The sequence below is a fragment of the Protofrankia symbiont of Coriaria ruscifolia genome, from assembly GCF_900634745.1.
GTDB lineage: Bacteria > Actinomycetota > Actinomycetes > Frankiales > Frankiaceae > Protofrankia > Protofrankia californiensis.
In genome coordinates this window covers 1-17,376 of sequence record NZ_CAAAFR010000119.1, presented here as the reverse complement: position 1 = coordinate 17,376, position 17,376 = coordinate 1, and the positions used below count along the sequence as shown (strand labels likewise).

10 protein-coding genes and 1 pseudogene are annotated in these 17,376 nt (G+C 70.8%); 2 read left to right on the top strand and 9 right to left on the bottom strand.

Annotation, left to right across the window (positions count from 1 at the left end; translation table 11 throughout):
* Positions 1-39: 39 nt before the first annotated feature.
* From CV1CTNOD_RS14450 to CV1CTNOD_RS14420, 8 genes are all read right to left on the bottom strand, one after another.
* Positions 40-2,190: a catalase gene (locus tag CV1CTNOD_RS14450; RefSeq protein WP_131786617.1), complete on the bottom strand. Its 2,151-nt coding sequence runs from the start codon at positions 2,188-2,190 to the stop codon at positions 40-42.
* A 110-nt stretch (positions 2,191-2,300) separates the two neighbouring features.
* Positions 2,301-5,192, bottom strand: coding sequence for a helix-turn-helix transcriptional regulator (locus tag CV1CTNOD_RS14445; protein ID WP_131786615.1), 2,892 nt, complete (start codon positions 5,190-5,192; stop codon positions 2,301-2,303).
* Positions 5,193-5,421: 229 nt separating this feature from the next.
* Positions 5,422-7,470 (bottom strand): dipeptide ABC transporter ATP-binding protein, encoded by a 2,049-nt coding sequence (locus tag CV1CTNOD_RS14440; protein ID WP_431607118.1) that lies wholly within the window; start codon positions 7,468-7,470, stop codon positions 5,422-5,424.
* 62 nt (positions 7,471-7,532) lie between these two features.
* A complete protein-coding gene (locus tag CV1CTNOD_RS14435) occupies positions 7,533-8,426 on the bottom strand; it encodes an ABC transporter permease (protein ID WP_131786613.1) in 894 nt (297 codons plus the stop codon).
* A gap of 7 nt (positions 8,427-8,433) precedes the next feature.
* The gene (locus tag CV1CTNOD_RS14430; RefSeq protein WP_165485519.1) at positions 8,434-9,309 is read right to left on the bottom strand and encodes an ABC transporter permease; all 876 of its coding nucleotides are present in this window, start codon (positions 9,307-9,309) and stop codon (positions 8,434-8,436) included.
* Positions 9,310-9,365: 56 nt separating this feature from the next.
* Positions 9,366-11,021, bottom strand: a complete 1,656-nt coding sequence (locus CV1CTNOD_RS14425) for an ABC transporter substrate-binding protein (RefSeq protein ID WP_131786612.1) — start codon at positions 11,019-11,021, stop codon at positions 9,366-9,368.
* 168 nt (positions 11,022-11,189) lie between these two features.
* Entirely contained in the window at positions 11,190-11,294 is a 105-nt protein-coding gene (locus CV1CTNOD_RS28375; protein WP_430827819.1) for a putative leader peptide, read from the bottom strand.
* 495 nt (positions 11,295-11,789) lie between these two features.
* Positions 11,790-13,283, bottom strand: coding sequence for an MFS transporter (locus CV1CTNOD_RS14420; protein ID WP_131786611.1), 1,494 nt, complete (start codon positions 13,281-13,283; stop codon positions 11,790-11,792).
* Positions 13,284-13,412: 129 nt separating this feature from the next.
* Here CV1CTNOD_RS14420 and CV1CTNOD_RS14415 point away from each other — a divergent pair.
* A pseudogene (locus CV1CTNOD_RS14415) lies at positions 13,413-14,105 on the top strand (TetR/AcrR family transcriptional regulator); the annotation flags it as partial.
* Between the two features lie 35 nt (positions 14,106-14,140).
* On the opposite strand, the gene CV1CTNOD_RS14410 reads toward CV1CTNOD_RS14415, so the two are convergent.
* Positions 14,141-15,019: a thioesterase II family protein gene (locus CV1CTNOD_RS14410; RefSeq protein ID WP_131786610.1), complete on the bottom strand. Its 879-nt coding sequence runs from the start codon at positions 15,017-15,019 to the stop codon at positions 14,141-14,143.
* 868 nt (positions 15,020-15,887) lie between these two features.
* Between CV1CTNOD_RS14410 and CV1CTNOD_RS14405 the strand changes: the two genes are divergently transcribed.
* Positions 15,888-17,376: polyketide synthase (locus tag CV1CTNOD_RS14405; protein WP_131786609.1), on the top strand; the 1,489-nt coding region annotated here is incomplete at its 3' end.

The window sequence follows — 17,376 nt, the reverse complement described above, 5'->3', positions numbered from 1 at the left end:
CTGGCTCCGCGACACCACCCAAGAGCCATCAGACACGGCCTAGGCCGGGACGGGCACGTTGGCGCGCTGCCAGTGCCGGTGCGCGGCGACCGCGGCGACGAAGGCGGCCAGGAACTGGTCACGGCCGTCGCCACCGGAGGAGACCGAGGCGCCCTGACCCGTCGTCACGACCCCCGCGTCCACGACCAGGCCCTCACCGTCGGCGGCCAGCCGCACAGGGGACAGCTGCGCCCGCCGGAACAGCTCCACCCCGGCGCCCACCGCCGCCAGCGCCTTACCGTGCTTGAACGCCTCGTTCACGAAGTGGATCGCGTCACCTTCGCCCAGCAGCTCCTGGACGGCCGGCTCACCGCCGGGTACCAGCACCGCGTCGTACATGACCGACGCGACCGTGGAGGCGATCCTGTCCACGCTCGCCTGCCCGCCGGCGTCCGTCGCCACCGTACCGCCGTGGGCGGCGACCACGTCCACGCTCGCGCCGGCGTCGGTGAGCCCGGCTTTCACGGTCGTGAGCGTCTCGCCGTCCAGCCCGTCCGCGGCGAGAACCGCCACCCGCCGGGTCCGGACCGAATCCTTGGCGGTGTTGTCCTGGCTGAGCGCCGGGGAACCACGGCCGTGGTTGGCGCGGACCGGACCGGCCGGCGACGGTGTCCCGAGACCCTCGGCCACCCGCACCGCGAACTCGTGGTCGACGTGGTTGAAATGCTCCACCATCCGCTCACGGATCTCGGTCGTGGCGACCTTGCCGAGCTCGAAGACCGCCGCGTCGACGATGTGCTGCCGCTCGGGCTCGCTCATGCTGTTCCAGAACAGGGTCGCCTGGCTGTAGTGGTCGGCGAAACTGTCCGGACGCTTACGAATCTTGTTGCCGACGAGGTGTTCCGGGTGGTGCTGGTAACCGCCGTTGTCGGCGCCGGCGGGCGTGGCCCCTCCCCCGTCCAGGGAACTCGGGTGGTAACTCGCCCGGCCGGTGTCGATCCGCTGCCGGCCGTAGCCGTCCCGCTGATTGTTGTGGATCTCGACATGCGAACGGTTCACAGGCAGCTCGTGGAAGTTCGGGCCGCCGAGCCGGATGAGCTGCGTGTCGAGATAGGAGAACATCCGTGCCTGCAGCAGCGGGTCGTCGGTCACGTCGATCCCGCGCACGAGATTGCCGATGTGGAAGGCGACCTGTTCGGTCTCGGCGAAGAAGTTGTCGGTGTTGCGGTTCAGCGTGAGTTTTCCGATGGTCCGGACCGGTACCGTCTCCTCCGGGATGATTTTGGTGGGGTCGAGCAGGTCGAAGTCGAACGCTGAGGCGTCCTGCTCGGGGACGAGCTGCACGCCGAGCTCGTACTCGGCCGGATGGCCCGCCTCGATCGCCTCCCACAGGTCGCGGCGGTTGAAGTCGGGGTCCTTCCCGGCCAGCTTCTGGGCTTCGTCCCAGACCAGGGAATGCGTCCCGAGGACGGGCTTCCAGTGGAACTTCACGAAATGCGAACGTCCCTGCGGGCCGACGAGCCGGAAGGTATGGACCCCGAAACCCTGCATCATCCGGTAGCTGCGCGGAATCGCCCGGTCCGACAGCGCCCACATCATCATGTGCATTGACTCCGGTGTCAGCGAGACGAAGTCCCACAACGTGTCGTGTGCCGTGGACGCCTGCGGGACCTCGTTGTGCGGTTCCGGCTTCACCGCATGGACGAAATCGGGGAACTTGATCCCGTCCTGGATGAAGAACACCGGCATGTTGTTGCCGACCAGGTCGAAGTTGCCCTCCCGGGTGTAGAACTTGACCGCGAAACCGCGGACGTCGCGTACGGTGTCGGCCGACCCCCGTGAACCGACCACGGTGGAGAACCGGACGAAAACCGGCGTCCGTCGGCCCGGTTCGGCGAGGAAGTCCGCGACGGTGTAGTCCGCCATGGACACGGTGGGCTCGAAGTAACCGTGCGCGCCGAAACCACGCGCGTGCACGACCCGCTCGGGAATCCGCTCGTGGTCGAAATGCGTGATCTTCTCGCGCAGATGGAAGTCCTCGAGCAGGGAGGGACCGCGTTCGCCCACTGTGAGCGAATTGTCCGTGTCATCCACGCGTACCCCCTGGTTGGTGGTCAGGGGCGCACCCGCGGAGGAAACCCGCACCGCGTCCAGCGGGTTGTCAAGCGGGTTCGAGATGTCGTTCTTTCCGGATTCCGGGTCCGGAGACATAACCGGCCTGGTCATACTCTCCTCCTGGCAGGGGACGCGGACCGTCGTGTGGGCCCGACCGTCATATGAGCCATCCCGTGCCTGGCCTACCCCTACCCGGGTGGACAAACCTACACCTGTAAAATCACCGGCAGGTCCGCGCGTCCGTTGACCCGCAACTTGCGATAAGCGCGGGTGAGGTGCTGTTCGACCGTGCTGACCGTGATGTAGAGCTTCTTGGCGATCTCCCGGTTCGTCCGGCCGGAAGCGGCGAGCATCGCGACCTGCAGTTCGGCGGCCGACAACGTCGCGGCGATCCCGCCGTACCCGGGGGTGTCGTCGCCGCTGCGGTCGGTCAGCCGCTGCCGCAGCGGTTCGGCGCCGCACTCCTGCGCGAGCAGCACCGCCCGACGGGTGATCATCCGCGCCTTGGTCAGCTCGCCGGAGCGCCGGTGGGCGTCGCTGAGGTCCGCCAGCGCGTAGGCGAGCTGCAGCCGGTCGCCGCGTTCCTGGAGGATGTCGACAGCCGCCAGCAGCACCGCGGGGCGTTCCCGAGCATCCAGGGCGGCGGCCAACGCGCGCAGACCCATCCCGCGCACCCGGCCACCGCCGGGACGGGAGAGGTGTTCGTCGGCGAGAGCCCGGGCCTCCGCAGTGCGCCCCAGGCGCACCAGGGTGAGTGCCGCCTCGACCCGCCACGGCACGAACGACGGCAGGTCGATGTCCCAGGCGGTCATCAGCCGCCCGCAGGTCAGCAGGTCGTCGAGTGCGGCGTGCAGGCGTCCGTGCGACAGGCGTTGCTGGCCGCGCGCATAGAGGTACTGCAGGCCGAACCTGGTCTGGAACATCGCGTCCGGGATCGGCGCGGCGAGCTGGTCGACGGCATGGCTGCCGGTCACCGTCGTGGCCGCGATCAGCGCTGACAGCGGCCGGCCGATGCCGACTCCCCACGTCCACCCCGGGATGAGCGTCAGGGCCGCCCGGGCGTGCTGCTCCGCCGCTGGTGAGTCGCCCTGGTGCACCGCGACCTCCGCGCGGATGCCCGACAGCATCGCCTGCCAGGTCGGCGCCTGCCGCAGCGCGGCTTCGCGCAGGAACTGGTCGCACCAGGAGGCGGCGATGTCGGCACGGTCGGCGTAGACCAGCACGAGCAACGCCCACTCCAACGAACCCAGGGTCACGTCGTCCAGGGGGGTGGCCTGCAACACCCACTCGGCGGTGCGGACCGTGTCGTGGTTGGCACCGGTGCGCAGGACGTCGGTCAGCGTCGTCACGGCCGGCAGCAGGGGACCGTCAGTGGCGGATGCGGCCACGCTCAGTGCGCTCGCCTTCGGGCGCCAGCCGTCCGCGCCGTCGAGCGAGCTGATCCTGGCGGCCAGCGGCGGATGGTTGGCCTGCAGGTACTCGCGGATGAGGTCGAGCCCGGCGAGCGACTGCGTGTCAAGCTGGTCACGCCGTGTCTCCAGCTCCCGCAGGCCCGCGGTCGCGTCGTCCTCACGACCGTGCCACAGCATGAGCTTGACGAGGGTGAGGGCGTGCTGGCTCGGCAACTGCCCGGTGAGCAGCGCCGGGACCAGCGGTTCCACGTGACGCAGCGCCGCTCCGGGATTGATCCGCCATTCGACGCGGGCCCGCAGCAACGCGACCGTCGCGCGCTGGTCGTCGTCCTCACAGGCCAGTCCGGCCAGCCGGAGGCATTCCAGGGCGCACCCCACGTCGTCCCGGACGAGCGCGGTCACCGCGGCCCGGCACAGGACGTCGAGCCCCCAGGGTTCACGCGCGTGCTCGGCCGCGACGAGGTGGACGGCGACGTCCTCCGCCGGAGCGCCGGCGCTGTACAGCAGCTCGGCGGCGCGGCGGTGCAGCGCCGTGCGGGCCGGTCCGTCCAGGTCGGCCAGGACGGCCGCACGGGCGGCGGTGTGCCGGAAGCGACCGGCTCGCAGCACACCCGCGGCCTCGAGCGTGTCGAGGATGCGGGCGGGAACCGGTCTGGTGACGGCCGGGTCGACGTCGAGCAACCGCGGGAGCAGCGCCGCCGAACCCGCCTCCTCCAGCACCGCGATCCCCCGCGCCACCCGCAGCAACGGCTCACCGCCACGGCGCAGGCAGGTCAGCACTGCCTTGCCGAACGCCTCTCCGGGACTTGGGTGGGCAGGTTGCCCGGCTGGCGCCGGGCCGGGGGCGGCAGGCAGATCCTCGACCAGCGCCCGCAGCAGGAGCGGGTTGCCGCCGGTGAGATCCCGCCAGCCCGGCGCCGCCTCGCGGGCTGCGGACGCGCCCAGCCGCGGCGTGAGTACCTCGGCCACCCCGCGCACCGACAGCTCTCCGACACGCAGCCGGTGGCACCGAGGCTGGCGCAGCAGGTCGGTCTGCCAGGCGTTGCGCAGCCGGTCTCCGGCCGGATCCGCCAGCTCGGTGGCGATCAGCAGCACGCGCTGGGATCCCAGCCGCCGCCCGAGATAGATCAGCCCGCGTAACGAGGCCGTATCGGCGAGGTGGGTGTCGTCGACGGCCAGCACCACCGGAGCGTGCTGGGAAAGCGTCCGCAACGCCACCCACAGGTCCTGCAGCAGATGGGGACGCGGGTGACCGGCAGGGACTGCGTGCACGGCCGCGGACAGGCCGGTGGACATGTCGGCGGACGGACCGAACGCGGTGTCGGGCAGCAGACCGTCGGACCCGTGCGCGCCGGTGGCATCCGGCAGCCCGGCACGCGAGCCACCGCGGGACAACTGGCGCAGGACCCCGAGCGGGAGATCACGCTCCGCGCACGATCCGAAAGCTTCCAGCACGGTCGCGCCCGCCCGCGCGGCCCGCGCCATGAAGGCGTGGAGCAGCGCGGTCTTCCCCGCCCCTGCTCCCCCGGCGATGACGACCGTCGCGCCTCGGGAGGCCGCACAGTCCTCGAACAGCAGATCCAGGCGTCGCAGAGCGTCGTCCCGTTCCACCAGGGCGGGAGCGGACTCGGCGGTATGCGCGTCCGGCCATCGGGACATGATGTGGGACAGGGCTGCGGTACCCATGGTGTTGCGTTTCCTCCGGCTGCGCCGACTTGGCACGCGAGCGACTGCGCTCGTCGCTGACCACTGATCACCGTTGCTGACGTCGTCCGTTGGTCCTCAAAGTTGGTCCTTAAACTTTCCAACTATTATCACCAAGATAGTGGGTTTGTTCCCCATACTTTGAGATACACGTACGGGGAGCATGGACACCACGGTGGACGGCGCCTGACGGTGTGTCGGCGGAGGATCGTCACTTCATCATCACGCTCAGGGTGCTCGGGGCCGATGGCGCACCCAGGGCAGGTGGCGCACTCGACAGGACGCCCGGTGCGGCGCGTCCGCCGACCGGCCGCGGCACGGCGGCCAGCAGATCCCGGGTGTAGGTGTGCGAGGGGTGGGCGAACACGGTGGCGACCTCACCGGTCTCCACGACGTGACCGTCCTTCATGACGATGATCCGGTCGCTGACGTGGTGGATCACCCCCAGGTCGTGGGAGATGAACAGCAGCGCGACGCCCAGGTCGCGCTGCAGCCCGGCAAGCAGGTCGAGGATCTGCGCCTGGATCGACACGTCGAGGGCGGACACCGGCTCGTCACAGACGATCAGGTCGGGCGCGGGGGCCAGCGCACGGGCGATCGCCACCCGCTGCCGCTGCCCTCCCGACAGCTCCAGCGGACGGCGGTGCAGCACGCCTTCGGGCAACCCGACCTGGTCGAGCAGCTCCACGACCCGGGCACGGCGGGCAGCACCCCGGCGCACGCCGGCGATGGCCGCACCAGCGTCCCCGCGGACGCCGGCGATGGCCACCGCCTCACCGATGATGCGCTCGACACGGTAGCGGGGATCGAAGGAACCCAGCGGATCCTGGTAGATCGCCTGGATGCGACGGCGGCGGCTGCGGCGGGCGCGCTCGCGCAGCCCGCTCCACGGCTCGCCGGCGAAGGTGACCGTCCCCGTGTCCGGCTCGAGCTGGCCGAGTACGATCCGGGCCGCGGTCGTCTTCCCCGACCCCGACTCGCCGACGACCCCGAGCGTCTCGGCGGCATGCAGCCGGAACGACACGTCCCGCACGGCGTCACGCCAGATGCCGTCCGGGGAACGGAAACGCATGGAGATGCCCTCGACCTCCAGGAGCACCGCACCGGTGGCCGCCGCTGGGGCCCGCGCCCCGGATGCCGTGTCCACCCCGGGCGCGGTGGCCGGCTCCGCCGGCCGGGGTGTCACGACCGCGGCACCAAAGGTGTTCGTCCCGGTACCGACCGCTGCCGCAGAGGCCGTCACCGAGTCGGCGGACGGCGCCTCGAACGGATGCCAGCACAGCACGTCGTGCTGCCGGCCCGCGCCCGGGGGCACGGTGCGGGCCGGCAGCTGCTCGCGGCAGCGGTCGTCCGCCCGCGGGCAACGGTCCGCGTACGGGCATCCCGACGGCCCCGGCCGGGGATAGCGGACCGCCGAGGGGGCGAGCGGAGTTCCCTTGGTGTGGGTGACGGGCACGGCGTCGAGCAGCGCCCGGGTGTAGGGATGGCGGGCATCACCGAGGACCTGCTCGGCCGGGCCGTATTCGACGATGTGCCCGGCGTACATCACCGCTATGTCGTCGGCGAGCCCGCCGACCACGGCGAGGTCATGGCTGATGAGCAGCAGTGCGACACCGTCGAGCTTGTGCCGCCGCAGCAGGTCCAGCACCTGCGCCTGCACGGTGACGTCCAGCGCCGTGGTCGGCTCGTCGGCCAGCACCAGGGCGGGCCCGGCCGCTATCGCCGAGGCGATCAGCGCCCGCTGGCGCAACCCGCCCGACAGCTGGTGGGGGTGCTGCCGCGCCCGCCGCCGCGGCTCGGGCACCCCGACGTCGTCGAGCAGCGAGAGCACCCGGGCGTCGATCTCGGCGCGCGGGACGACCCGGTGGGTGCGCAGGACCTCCGCGATCTCGGCGCCGACGGTACGCAGCGGGTCCAGCGACACCAGCGCGTCCTGGAGCACCAGCCCGATCCGCCGGCCGCGCACGGATCGCCACTGCGCCTCGGTGAACGCGGTCAGGTCCTGCCCGGCGAACACGCACCGGCGCGCGCCGATCGTGGCGTTCCCGCCGGTGAGACCGACGAGGGTGCGCGCGGTGACGCTCTTGCCCGAGCCGGACTCCCCCACCAGTGCCAGGCAGCGGCCCGCGGCCAGAGTGAACGAGACGTTGCGGACGGCGTGCACCGGTTCGCCGCCGGTCGCGAAGGTGACGTCGAGCCCGTCGACGACCAGCAGGGGCTCTGCCGGCGGTGAGGAGCGCGCCGGCGCGGCGGGCAGCACCGGCGCGCTCCTCGGCGCCGGCGCGGCAGGCACCACCGGGGAGACAGACTTCGCCGGATCGGTCACGAGATCCTCCCGGCGAAGCGTCGCTGGGCGAACCGTCCGACGACGTTGACCGCGATCACCGTCACGGTGATCGCGAACCCGGGGAACACCCCGATCCACCATGCGGTCGCCAGGAAGTCACGTCCCTGGGACAGCATCGCGCCCCACTCCGGCGACGGCGGCCCCGCACCCAGGCCGAGGAAGCTCAGCCCGGACGCATAGATCACCGACGTGCCGAAGCCGACGGTGGCCAGAACGAGCAGCGGGCCGAGGGTGTTGGGCAGGACGTGGCGGGCGACGAGCACCGGCCGGGGCAGCCCGAGCCCGACCGCCGCCTCGACGTACCCGGACCGGCGGACCACCAGCGCCTCCGCCCGTACGATCCGGGCGTAACCGGGTACGAAGGCGATGGCGACGGCAAGCATGACGTTCACCGTTCCCGTGCCGAGCACCGCTACCGCCAGCAGCGCGAGCAGCAGGGACGGCAGCGACAGCAGGACGTCGGCGAACCGCATCAGCACCTGGTCGCCCACCCGGCCGGACAGGGCGGCGGCCAGACCCAGCACCGTGCCGCCCAGCAGGGCGAACACCGTGGACCCGGCGCCCACCAGCAGTGATGTGCGGGCTCCGTGCAACACCCGGGCGAACACGTCCCGGCCGAGCTGATCGGTGCCGAACCAGTGCGCGCCGCCGGGTCCGGCCATCGTCCGGGCGAGGTCGGTCTCGTTGGGCGCCCGGTCGGTGAACAGCTCCGGGGCGATCGCGACCAGCGTGAGCAGGACAAGCAACGCCCCGGCCAGCGCGACGCCGGCATGCGACAGCCGGCGCCGTCGCGACCGGCCGGAAGCGCGCCCGGCCGTGGTCAGGATCGAACCGGGCCCGGTGAGCAGGCCGGGTTGCGTGGCGGTCACTGTCGGATCACCCCTTCCTCAGTCGCGGATCGATGGCGAGGTAGGCGAGGTCCACCACGGTCGAGATCAGGACGAAGACGAAGGCGGAGATCATGACGACGCCGATCACCACCGGCATGTCCTTGTTCGCCACCGCCTGCAATGTCAGTGTCCCGATGCCGGGACGGGCGAAGACGACCTCCACCAGCACCGCACCACCCAGCAACGTGCCGGTCAGCCAGCCGGTCAGCGTCACCAGTGACACCGCCGCGTGGCGCAGCGCGTGCCGGAACCGCACCGCCATGCGGGTCAGCCCGCGCGCCCGGGCGGTGACCACGAACGGCTGGGCCAGCGCCGTTTCCAGGCCCTCGCGCAGCACCTGCGCCAGCACCCCGGCGACCGGCAGCGCCAGGGTCACCGCGGGCAGGACCAGCGCGGAGAAACTCTGCGCGCCGGCGACCGGGAAGATCGTCAGTCGGAACGAGAAGAACGTGAGCAGGACGATGCCGAGCCAGTACGACGGCGTGGACACCGCCACCAGCTCCCAGGCAGAGGCCAGCATGCGGGGCAGTGGCCGACCGGCCGTCGTCACCGCGGAGATCACCGCGATGGCGACGGCCAGCACGACCGCGGCCGAAGCGAGCTGGACGGTCGGCCAGAGCTGACTGTCGATCAGCTCGGCCACGGGACGCTGGAGCTGGTAGGACTCGCCGAGGTCGCCCCGGACGAGATGGCCGAGATAGGACGCGTACTGCACCACGACGGGTCTGTCGAGCCCGAAGTCGTCGCGGATCTGCGCCCGTACCTCGGGGGAGGCCGTGGTGGCCGGGCCCAGCAGCACCGCCACCGGGTCGCCCGGCACGAGCTGCAGCGCCGCGAAGGCGAGCGTCGCCGCCCCGAGCATCACCGCCACTGCCGCCGCCAACCGGACGGCTGTCCCCCTGACCAGCCCCGCGCCCGTCACTTCTTGTCGGTCCAGGTGCTGTAGAACACCGGCCACGAACTCGCGTCGAAGGTGAGCCCGTGGACCTGCTTGGAGATCCCGATGGCCGTCGTGGGGACGTAGACCGGGACCGACGCGGCAAGGTCGATGACCCTCTTCTGGGTCTTGCCGTACACGTCGTCGCGGATCTTGGTGTCAAGGGTGGCGGCACCCTCGTTGGTCCACTGGTCCAGCTGCGGGTCGCTGATGAACGAGGTGTTCTGGCCACCGGTCGCGGCCGAACTGGCGCTGTTGAAGAACAGCCGCAGGATGTCGGGCTCGGGCCGCGCCCAGCTGGAGTCCAGGACGTCGAACTCGCCGCCGTAGCCCTTGGTGATGAAGGTACCGATGTCGAAGGTCGGGCGCTGGATCTCGACGCCGATCTTCTTCAGGTCGGCCTGGACCGCCTGGCCGAGGACCTGCCGCTGGTCCCTGACGTACTCGGCGGGCATGAGCGGCCAGACCAGGCTCAGGCGCTTGCCGTCCTTGGTGCGGTAGCCCTCGGCGTCCCGTCCGCTCCAGCCCGCCTCGTCGAGCAGCCGGCCGGCCAGGGCCGGGTCGTAGGGCCAGCTGTTCTCCAGCGACTTGTCATAGGACGGGGTCCTCGGTGCCAACGGGCTCCAGGCCCGCTGGTACTGGCCGAAGTACACGGCCTGGACGTCCTTGCCGAGGTCGATGCCGCGCTGGATCGCGGTGCGCACCCGCTGGTCGGTCAGGGGCGTCCGGGTCACGTTGAGGTAGATCTGGTAGGTGCCGCCCGCGGCCTGCAGGCGCACCACGTTCAGGGCCTTGTTCGCCTCGACGGCCGGCACGTTGGCCGGCGGGATCGCGCGGGCACCGTCGACCTGTCCGCTGCTGAGCACACCCACCCTGGTGGAGTCCTCCGGCAGGACGCGGATGGTGAGCGTGTCCAGATATGCCGGTCCGGTGTGCGCGGAGCCCTCGGGCGCCCAGTTGTAGTTCGGGTTCTTGACGAACTTGATGCTCTGGCCCTTGGTGTAGTCCGCCACGGTGAACGGCCCGGTGCCGACCTGGGCCGGGCTTTCCGAGCACAGCTTGTCCGCGTTGGCCTGCAGCGTCTTGGGCGAATAGAAACCGAGGTAGGGGGTGCTCGCCGCCTGCAGGAACGGTGCCGACGGAGCGGAGAAACCGATCTTTGCGGTGTACTGGTCGACGACCTCGGTACCGGTGTAGGTCTTGATGAGCGTCGAGGCGTACTGCGACTTCGTCTTCGGGTCGGCTATGTGGTCGAAGTTGGCCTTCACCGCGTTCGCGTCGAAGGGCGTACCGTCGGTGAACGTCACGTCCTTGCGGAGCTTGAAGGTGAAGGTCTTGAAGTCGCTCGAGGTCTCCCAGGAGCTGGCCAGCCACGGGTGGAGCTTCTGGTCGGCGTCGAGGAAGACCAGCGAGTCGACGACGCTGCGCTGGATCTCGGCGGTGATGTCCTGCGGGCTGACGTGGACGTTGTAGCAAACCGGCTCGGTGTCGACGGCGTAGGTCACCGACCCGCCGGCGCTGGGTGCGCCCGAACCGGTGTCGGCGGATCCACCGTCGGACGACCCGCAGGCGCCTAATACGAGCGCCGCGGCGACGGTGACGCCGGTGAGGGCGTACGTGGGCCTGACGAAACGCATGGAGCTACTCCGATGTTCTGGGTGTGCGAGAATGCGATGGGATAGCTGGCATTCCGCGCGCCGAGCCGGTTACGGTGCACGCGGGAATTGCGGCGAAAAAAGCTTGGGCCGGCGGGCCGGCAAAAGCACCGAACCGCGTGACTGACGAAAAAGACGACCGCGGACGGGTCAGTGTGAACAGGTCGCGCTGGAGACGCGCAACAGATCGATGTGGCGTCGTGACGTCAGAATAGCTGTGCTCCGACAGCCTCGACGGTGCCCCTCCGACCTCATGCCGGGGACATTAGCGGAGCACAAACCCGGCCGGAGAAAAACGTCGGTGTGATGCTCGCCATATAGGCGTGCCCGGCATCCGGCATCCTGGCAGATAGGCGTTCCGATAGTTGCCGCCCGGACGAATATCGGGGTGTCAGTAGGGGTCGATCAGGGTTGACTTGATATCCGGAATATGTTAGATGTGCCCTCGCGGAACGCGAGCACGATCAGTGGCACCAGCCGAGCTGGCACCAGCCGCGGTGCGCCGGGGGCGCGGACGCACCGGGCGAGGATGGCGGGAGCACCATATGGCGCTCCCGCCATGTCCTGTTCCAGAACGCGGGGCACGGCCTGCACAGCGGCCCGAATGACGCTCTGGAAACCGTACCGAGATGTCGGCGACGGCCTCGTTGTGAATGGGGACGGCCTCGTTGTGAATGGGGACGGGGAGTTGACGCGGTTGACGGGGTTTTATGGCTGGGACGGGCTTGGGTTTCGGGCCCGTCCGTCACCTCATGCGGGCTGGCGCTGGGAGTCGGCGGCGGGCTCACCCGCGGCAGCGGACGTCGACGCCGCAGCCGGCTGCTCGGCCGCCCGCGGCGTCCGGACGAGGGCGAGGGCCACCACGGTCCCGGCGGCGCAGATGGCAGCCGACACCCATCCGCCCACCCGCAGCGCGTCCACGACCCCCGTCGCGGTGGCGCCAAGGGACGCCGGCCCGTGGGGACGGGCCGCCACGACCGCGATGATCACCGCCAGTCCCAGCGCGGTGCCGATCTGCTGGAAGGTCGAGGCCAGGGCGTTCGCGACACCCTGCTCCGCCGGTGCCACCCCGGCGGACGCGGCGACGAACACCGCGGTGAAGGCGACCCCACCGCCGATACCCCACAGCACCAGGCCGGGCAGCAGGGCCACGTACGAACCGTCCACCGACACCCCGGCGGTGACCGCCGCGATGCCGGCGCCGCCCACGAGCATGCCCGCGGACATCGTGGTGCGCAGCCCGTAGCGGGTGAGCAGGGTGACGGCCACCGCACCGCCCACCATCGAGATCACGGTGAGCGGGAGGAACGCCAGCCCGGCCTCGAGCGGGCTGAATTCAAGCACGTTCTGCAGGTAGGTGGTGAACAGGTAGTACTCGCCGGCGAGGCTGCCGACGAGCAGCAGCACCGTGAGCATGGAGATCACGAGCGTACGGTGCCGGAACAGTCTCGGCGGGGCCAGCGGGTCCCGCGTCCGGACCTCGACCAGGACGAACCCGACGAGCAGCACCACCCCGACGGCGAGGGAGACAGTGGTGCGGCTAGCCGTCCAGCCGGCCTCCGAGCCGCCGGCCAGGCCGAACACGACAAGCGCCACGCCGGCGGTGGCGATCAGCGCGCCGGGCAGGTCGAAGCCCTTGATCCCGCGCACCCGCGGCGGGTCCGGCGGAAGCAGGCGTGGGACGGCCAGCAGGGCCACGACCGTGAGCGGGACGTTGACGTAGAAGACCGACTCCCAGCCGAACCAGTCGGTGAGCAGCCCGCCGAGCAGGGCCCCGGCGGCGAGCCCGCCGCTGGCCGCCACGCTCCACACCGCCAGGGCCTGGGTGCGTTCGGTCCCCTCCTCGTAGATGGTGGTGATGAGCTTGAGGATCGCCGGGAACAGCAGGGCGCCGCCGATCCCCTGCACCGTGCGCGCGGCCACGAGTAGGCCGGGCGTCGATGCCAGACCTCCGGCCAGGGAGGACAGGCCGTATATGGCGAGCGCGACGGTGAAGATACGACGTGCCCCGAGCCGGTCGGAGGCGCGTCCGCCGAGCAGCAGGAGGCCGCCGAAGGCGACGGCGTAGGCGCTGACGACCCACTGCACCGACTGCGAGGTGAAGCCCAGGTCACCTCCGATGTCGGGCAGGGCGACGTAGACGATGTTGTAGTCGACGGCGACGATGAACTGTGCGAACGCCAGCAGAGCGAGCGTGAGCCGAGTTCGCTGGTGCGGCAGCCCGGGGGCTGCGGAGACAGTCATGGGGCGAGCCCCTTCCTCTTCCTCAAAGCGGTGGCTGACGCGAGGTCAGCGCGGACGAACAACGGGACGACCATGCCGCCTGGCTCGACGGCCGTGGTATGACGGTGTTCGAAGACTACACGGCTATCAATGTTTGGTCGCAGTGTAGTAGACAAGCGCTGTAAACTACCAACGGTGGAAGATCGCATGCTTCGGCGACGCGACCGGCTACGAGCCGAGACGGTCCGCGACATCAAGGCGATCGCACTGCGCCATATGGCCGACGGTGGGGCGGCGGCGCTGTCGCTGCGGGCGATCGCCCGCGAGATGGGTATGACGGCGGGCGCGCTGTACAGCTACTACGACACCCGCGACGACATGGTCACCGCGCTGGTGACCGACGTCTACACCTCGGTGGCCCAGCGCCTGGAGTCCGTCCGGGCCGCGGTGCCCGCCGACGATCCCGGCGGGGCCCTGCTCGCGGTGGCGACGGCCTACCGCGAGTGGGCTGTCACCAACCCGCAGGAGTTCCAGCTTCTCTACGGCAGTCCCATCCCGGGCTACCAGTTCCCGGCCGAGGGCGACGCCTCCTCGGCCGAGCAGCAGGCGTGCGTCGTGCTGCTGCGCCTGGTGGAGACCGCCTGGCCGGCCCTGCAGGCCCGGATGTCCTCGCCCGAGGCAGGCATGGGCATGGACGCCGACGGCTACGACTGGTCCGACTTCACCCCGCCGTTCGCAGCCCTGGCCCGCGCGGCGGTCCCGTGCCTGCCACCGGCAGCCGTCGCGCTGTCGCTACGGATCTGGGGCCGGCTGCACGGGCTGCTGGCGCTGGAGATCAACGGACACCTGCGGCCCCACGTGGCGGACCCGGCGAAGCTCTACCGCGCCGAGGTGCGCGAGCTCGCCGCCTGGCTGGGCTTCGGTGACGGGCCCGACGCGGCGGGCACCGCGGCTGTCTGCGCGCCCAGCTCGGCGCGGATGGCCGCGATGACCGGCCCGGGGTCCTCGGCCAGGTAGAAATGCCCGCCGGGGAAGACCCGCAGCCCGAACGCGCCGGTGGTGTGGTCGCGCCAGGCGTCCGCCTCGTCGATCGTGGTCTGTGGATCGGCGTCACCGGTGAACGCCGTGACCGGGCAGTGGACCAGCGCATCCTCCCCCGGCTGGTAGGTCTCGATCGCGGTGTAGTCGGCCCGGATCGCCGGCAGGATCATGCGGAGGATCTCCTCGTCGCCGAGCAGCCGGCTGTCGGTTCCGGCGAGCCGCCGCAGCTCGGCGACGATGCCGGCGTCGTCACGGCGGTGCACGTCCTGATGACGGCGCTGCCGGGACGGCGCGCGGCGGCCTGACGTGATCAGGAGCGTCGGCCCGGCATCCCCGCTGGCCTGCAGGCGTCGAGCGACCTCGAAGGCCACAACGGCGCCCATGCTGTGGCCGAAGAACGTCAGCGGCTCGGCGGCCCACGGCCGCAGGACTACAGTGATCTTTTCGGCGAGTTCGGCGACGGTGTCGATCGCCGGTTCGCCACGCCGGTCCTGCCGGCCGGGGTACTGGACGGCGATCACCTCGACGCCGGACCGCCCCGGGACGGCCGGCGCGGACAGTTCCCGGGACAGCGGGAAGAAAAAGGTCGCCGAGCCTCCCGCGTGAGGGAAGCAGACCAGGCGCCGGGCGGGATCCGGCACCGGATGGAACCGTCGTATCCACAGGTCGGTACCGGTATTGGTACCGCCACCGGTGCTCGTGCCGGGTCGCGTCATGACGACTGGTGTCCTTTCCTGCCGGCGGCTGGCACGGGCCGGCGGGTGGCGTCCGGAAATACACGGCCCGGCTTGTGTCATCCCTATCAGGACTTCTACGGGAAAGCAAGACCAGAGCCCGAAGAAAAGCTTCACAGGGGCCAACGTTTTATTTCTCGGAGCGAATGCCACATAATCTGGGCCACACATCCACTGTGAGCTGTACCACAATGGCGGTAAGGGTCGACTAGGGGTATCGATAGGGGTTATCGCCGCATGGCTTTCTGTAGACCATCAACATGCCGGCCGGCCAAAGAACGCGCGATCTATAGCTCCTCTCACGCGCTCGGAGGCCGAAGGGAACCCGGCCGGCCAAAGAGCGCGCGATCTATAGCCCTTCCCGCGCGCTCGGAGGCCGAAGGGAACCCAGCCGGGCCGGACACGTAAGTACGGACGAAAGGGTGTGACAGCGTGCTACCGCCTCGGTCCAGCCGTCCCTGCGCTACGCGCTGTCCCCGCCACGCCGAGCACTGTCGCCCCAGGAGCCTGCAGCTGCGTTGACGGCACCGGGGTCGGCGCCGCTCACCGCGGCCAACACCCCGCCCTCAGCACCCCGCGCTCACCCGCTCGTCGCAGTCCGTGTCTTGCGTCTCGTCCCCACGCTCCCTCGTGGCTCCTGGCACCCTCACCGGAACCTGCCGGATCAGTTTCCGGAACCTGAGCGCGAGAAAAGCATGATCGCGCTTCCTTTGGCCCCAGTGACCCGGGGAACCTGGTCCTCCGGCAGCGCGAGAAAAGCATGATCGCACTGCCTTTGGCTGACCGGACGCCTTTGCCGCACCGGCGTCCGGCCGTGCCGGCCGTTTACGAGAGGAAATGGACACCCAAGATGTCGCATGCCGAGACGCCGTCCGACATCGCCGTCGTCGGTCTGGCCGCCCGGCTGCCCGGGGCAGCCGGGCCCGGGGAGTTCTGGCAGCTGCTGGAGAATGCGCGCAGCGCCGTCACGGATGTTCCCGCCGGCCGGTGGGAGGGAATCCCGGACAATGTCCGCTCGCTGCGCGGCGGTTTTCTCGACGGCGTCGAGGACTTCGACCCGGAGTTTTTCGGCATCTCGCCGCACGAGGCGGACGCGATGGATCCGCAGCAGCGTCTCGTCCTCGAGCTGGGCTGGGAGGCGCTGGAGGACGCCCGGGTCGTCCCGGCCGCTCTGGCCGGCACCCGCACGGGTGTCTTCGTGGGCGCCATCGCCAGCGACTACACCGGGCTGGTCCACCGCCACAGTCTCGAGGCCGTCACCCGGCACACCTTCACCGGTCTGTCCCGCGGCCTCATCGCCAACCGGCTGTCCTACGTCCTGGGTCTGCGCGGCCCGAGCCTGACGGTGGACACCGCCCAGTCGTCGTCGCTGGTGGCGGTGCACCTGGCCTGCGAGAGCCTGCGCCGCGGCGAGTCGGAGCTGGCCCTGGCCGCCGGCGTCCACCTCAACCTCACGGCCGAGGCAACCATCAGCGCGCAGCGTTTCGGCGGGCTGTCCCCCCACGGGCAGTGCTTCACCTTTGACGCGCGGGCGAACGGCTTCGTGCGCGGCGAGGGCGGCGCCGTCGTCGTGCTCAAGCCGGTCGCGGCCGCGCTCGCCGACGGCGACCGGATCTATGCGGTGATCCGCGGCTGCGCGGTGAACAGCGACGGCGCCACGGAAAGCCTGACCATCCCGAGCACGCAGGCCCAGCAGGACCTGGCGCGCGCGGCGGCCGGACGGGCCGGCGTCGACCCGCGCGACGTGCAATACGTCGAACTGCACGGCACCGGGACCGCGGTCGGGGATCCGATCGAGGCAGCCGCGCTGGGCGCCGCCTACGGCGCCGGACGGCCCGCCGACGATCCCCTGCTGGTCGGTTCGGTGAAGACGAACATCGGCCATCTCGAGGGTGCGGGAGGGATCGCCGGCCTGGTCAAGACGGTCCTCGCGATCACACACCGGGTGATCCCGCCGAGCTTGAACTTCGTCACGCCCAACCCCCGGATCCCGTTCGAGGAGCTGCGGCTGCGCGTGGTGACCGCCCGGCGTCCCTGGCCCCACGACGACCTGCCGCTGCTGGCCGGGGTGAGTTCGTTCGGTATCGGCGGGGCGAACTGCCATGTCGTGCTGGGCGAGGCGCCCAGGGCACTGCCTGAGGTGTCCAAGGCATCCGAGGCGCTCCCGGCGCCGCCGGTGCGCGCCCGGGGTGGCCATGAGCCGGCCGTGCGCGCCGGCGGTGTCGTGCCGTGGGTGCTGTCCGGACGCGGCGCGGACGCGCTGGACGCCCAGGCCGGCCGCCTGCTGACGCTGATCTCCGAGTCCCCCGCCGGCGGCACCGGGGGCAGCGGGGGCAGCG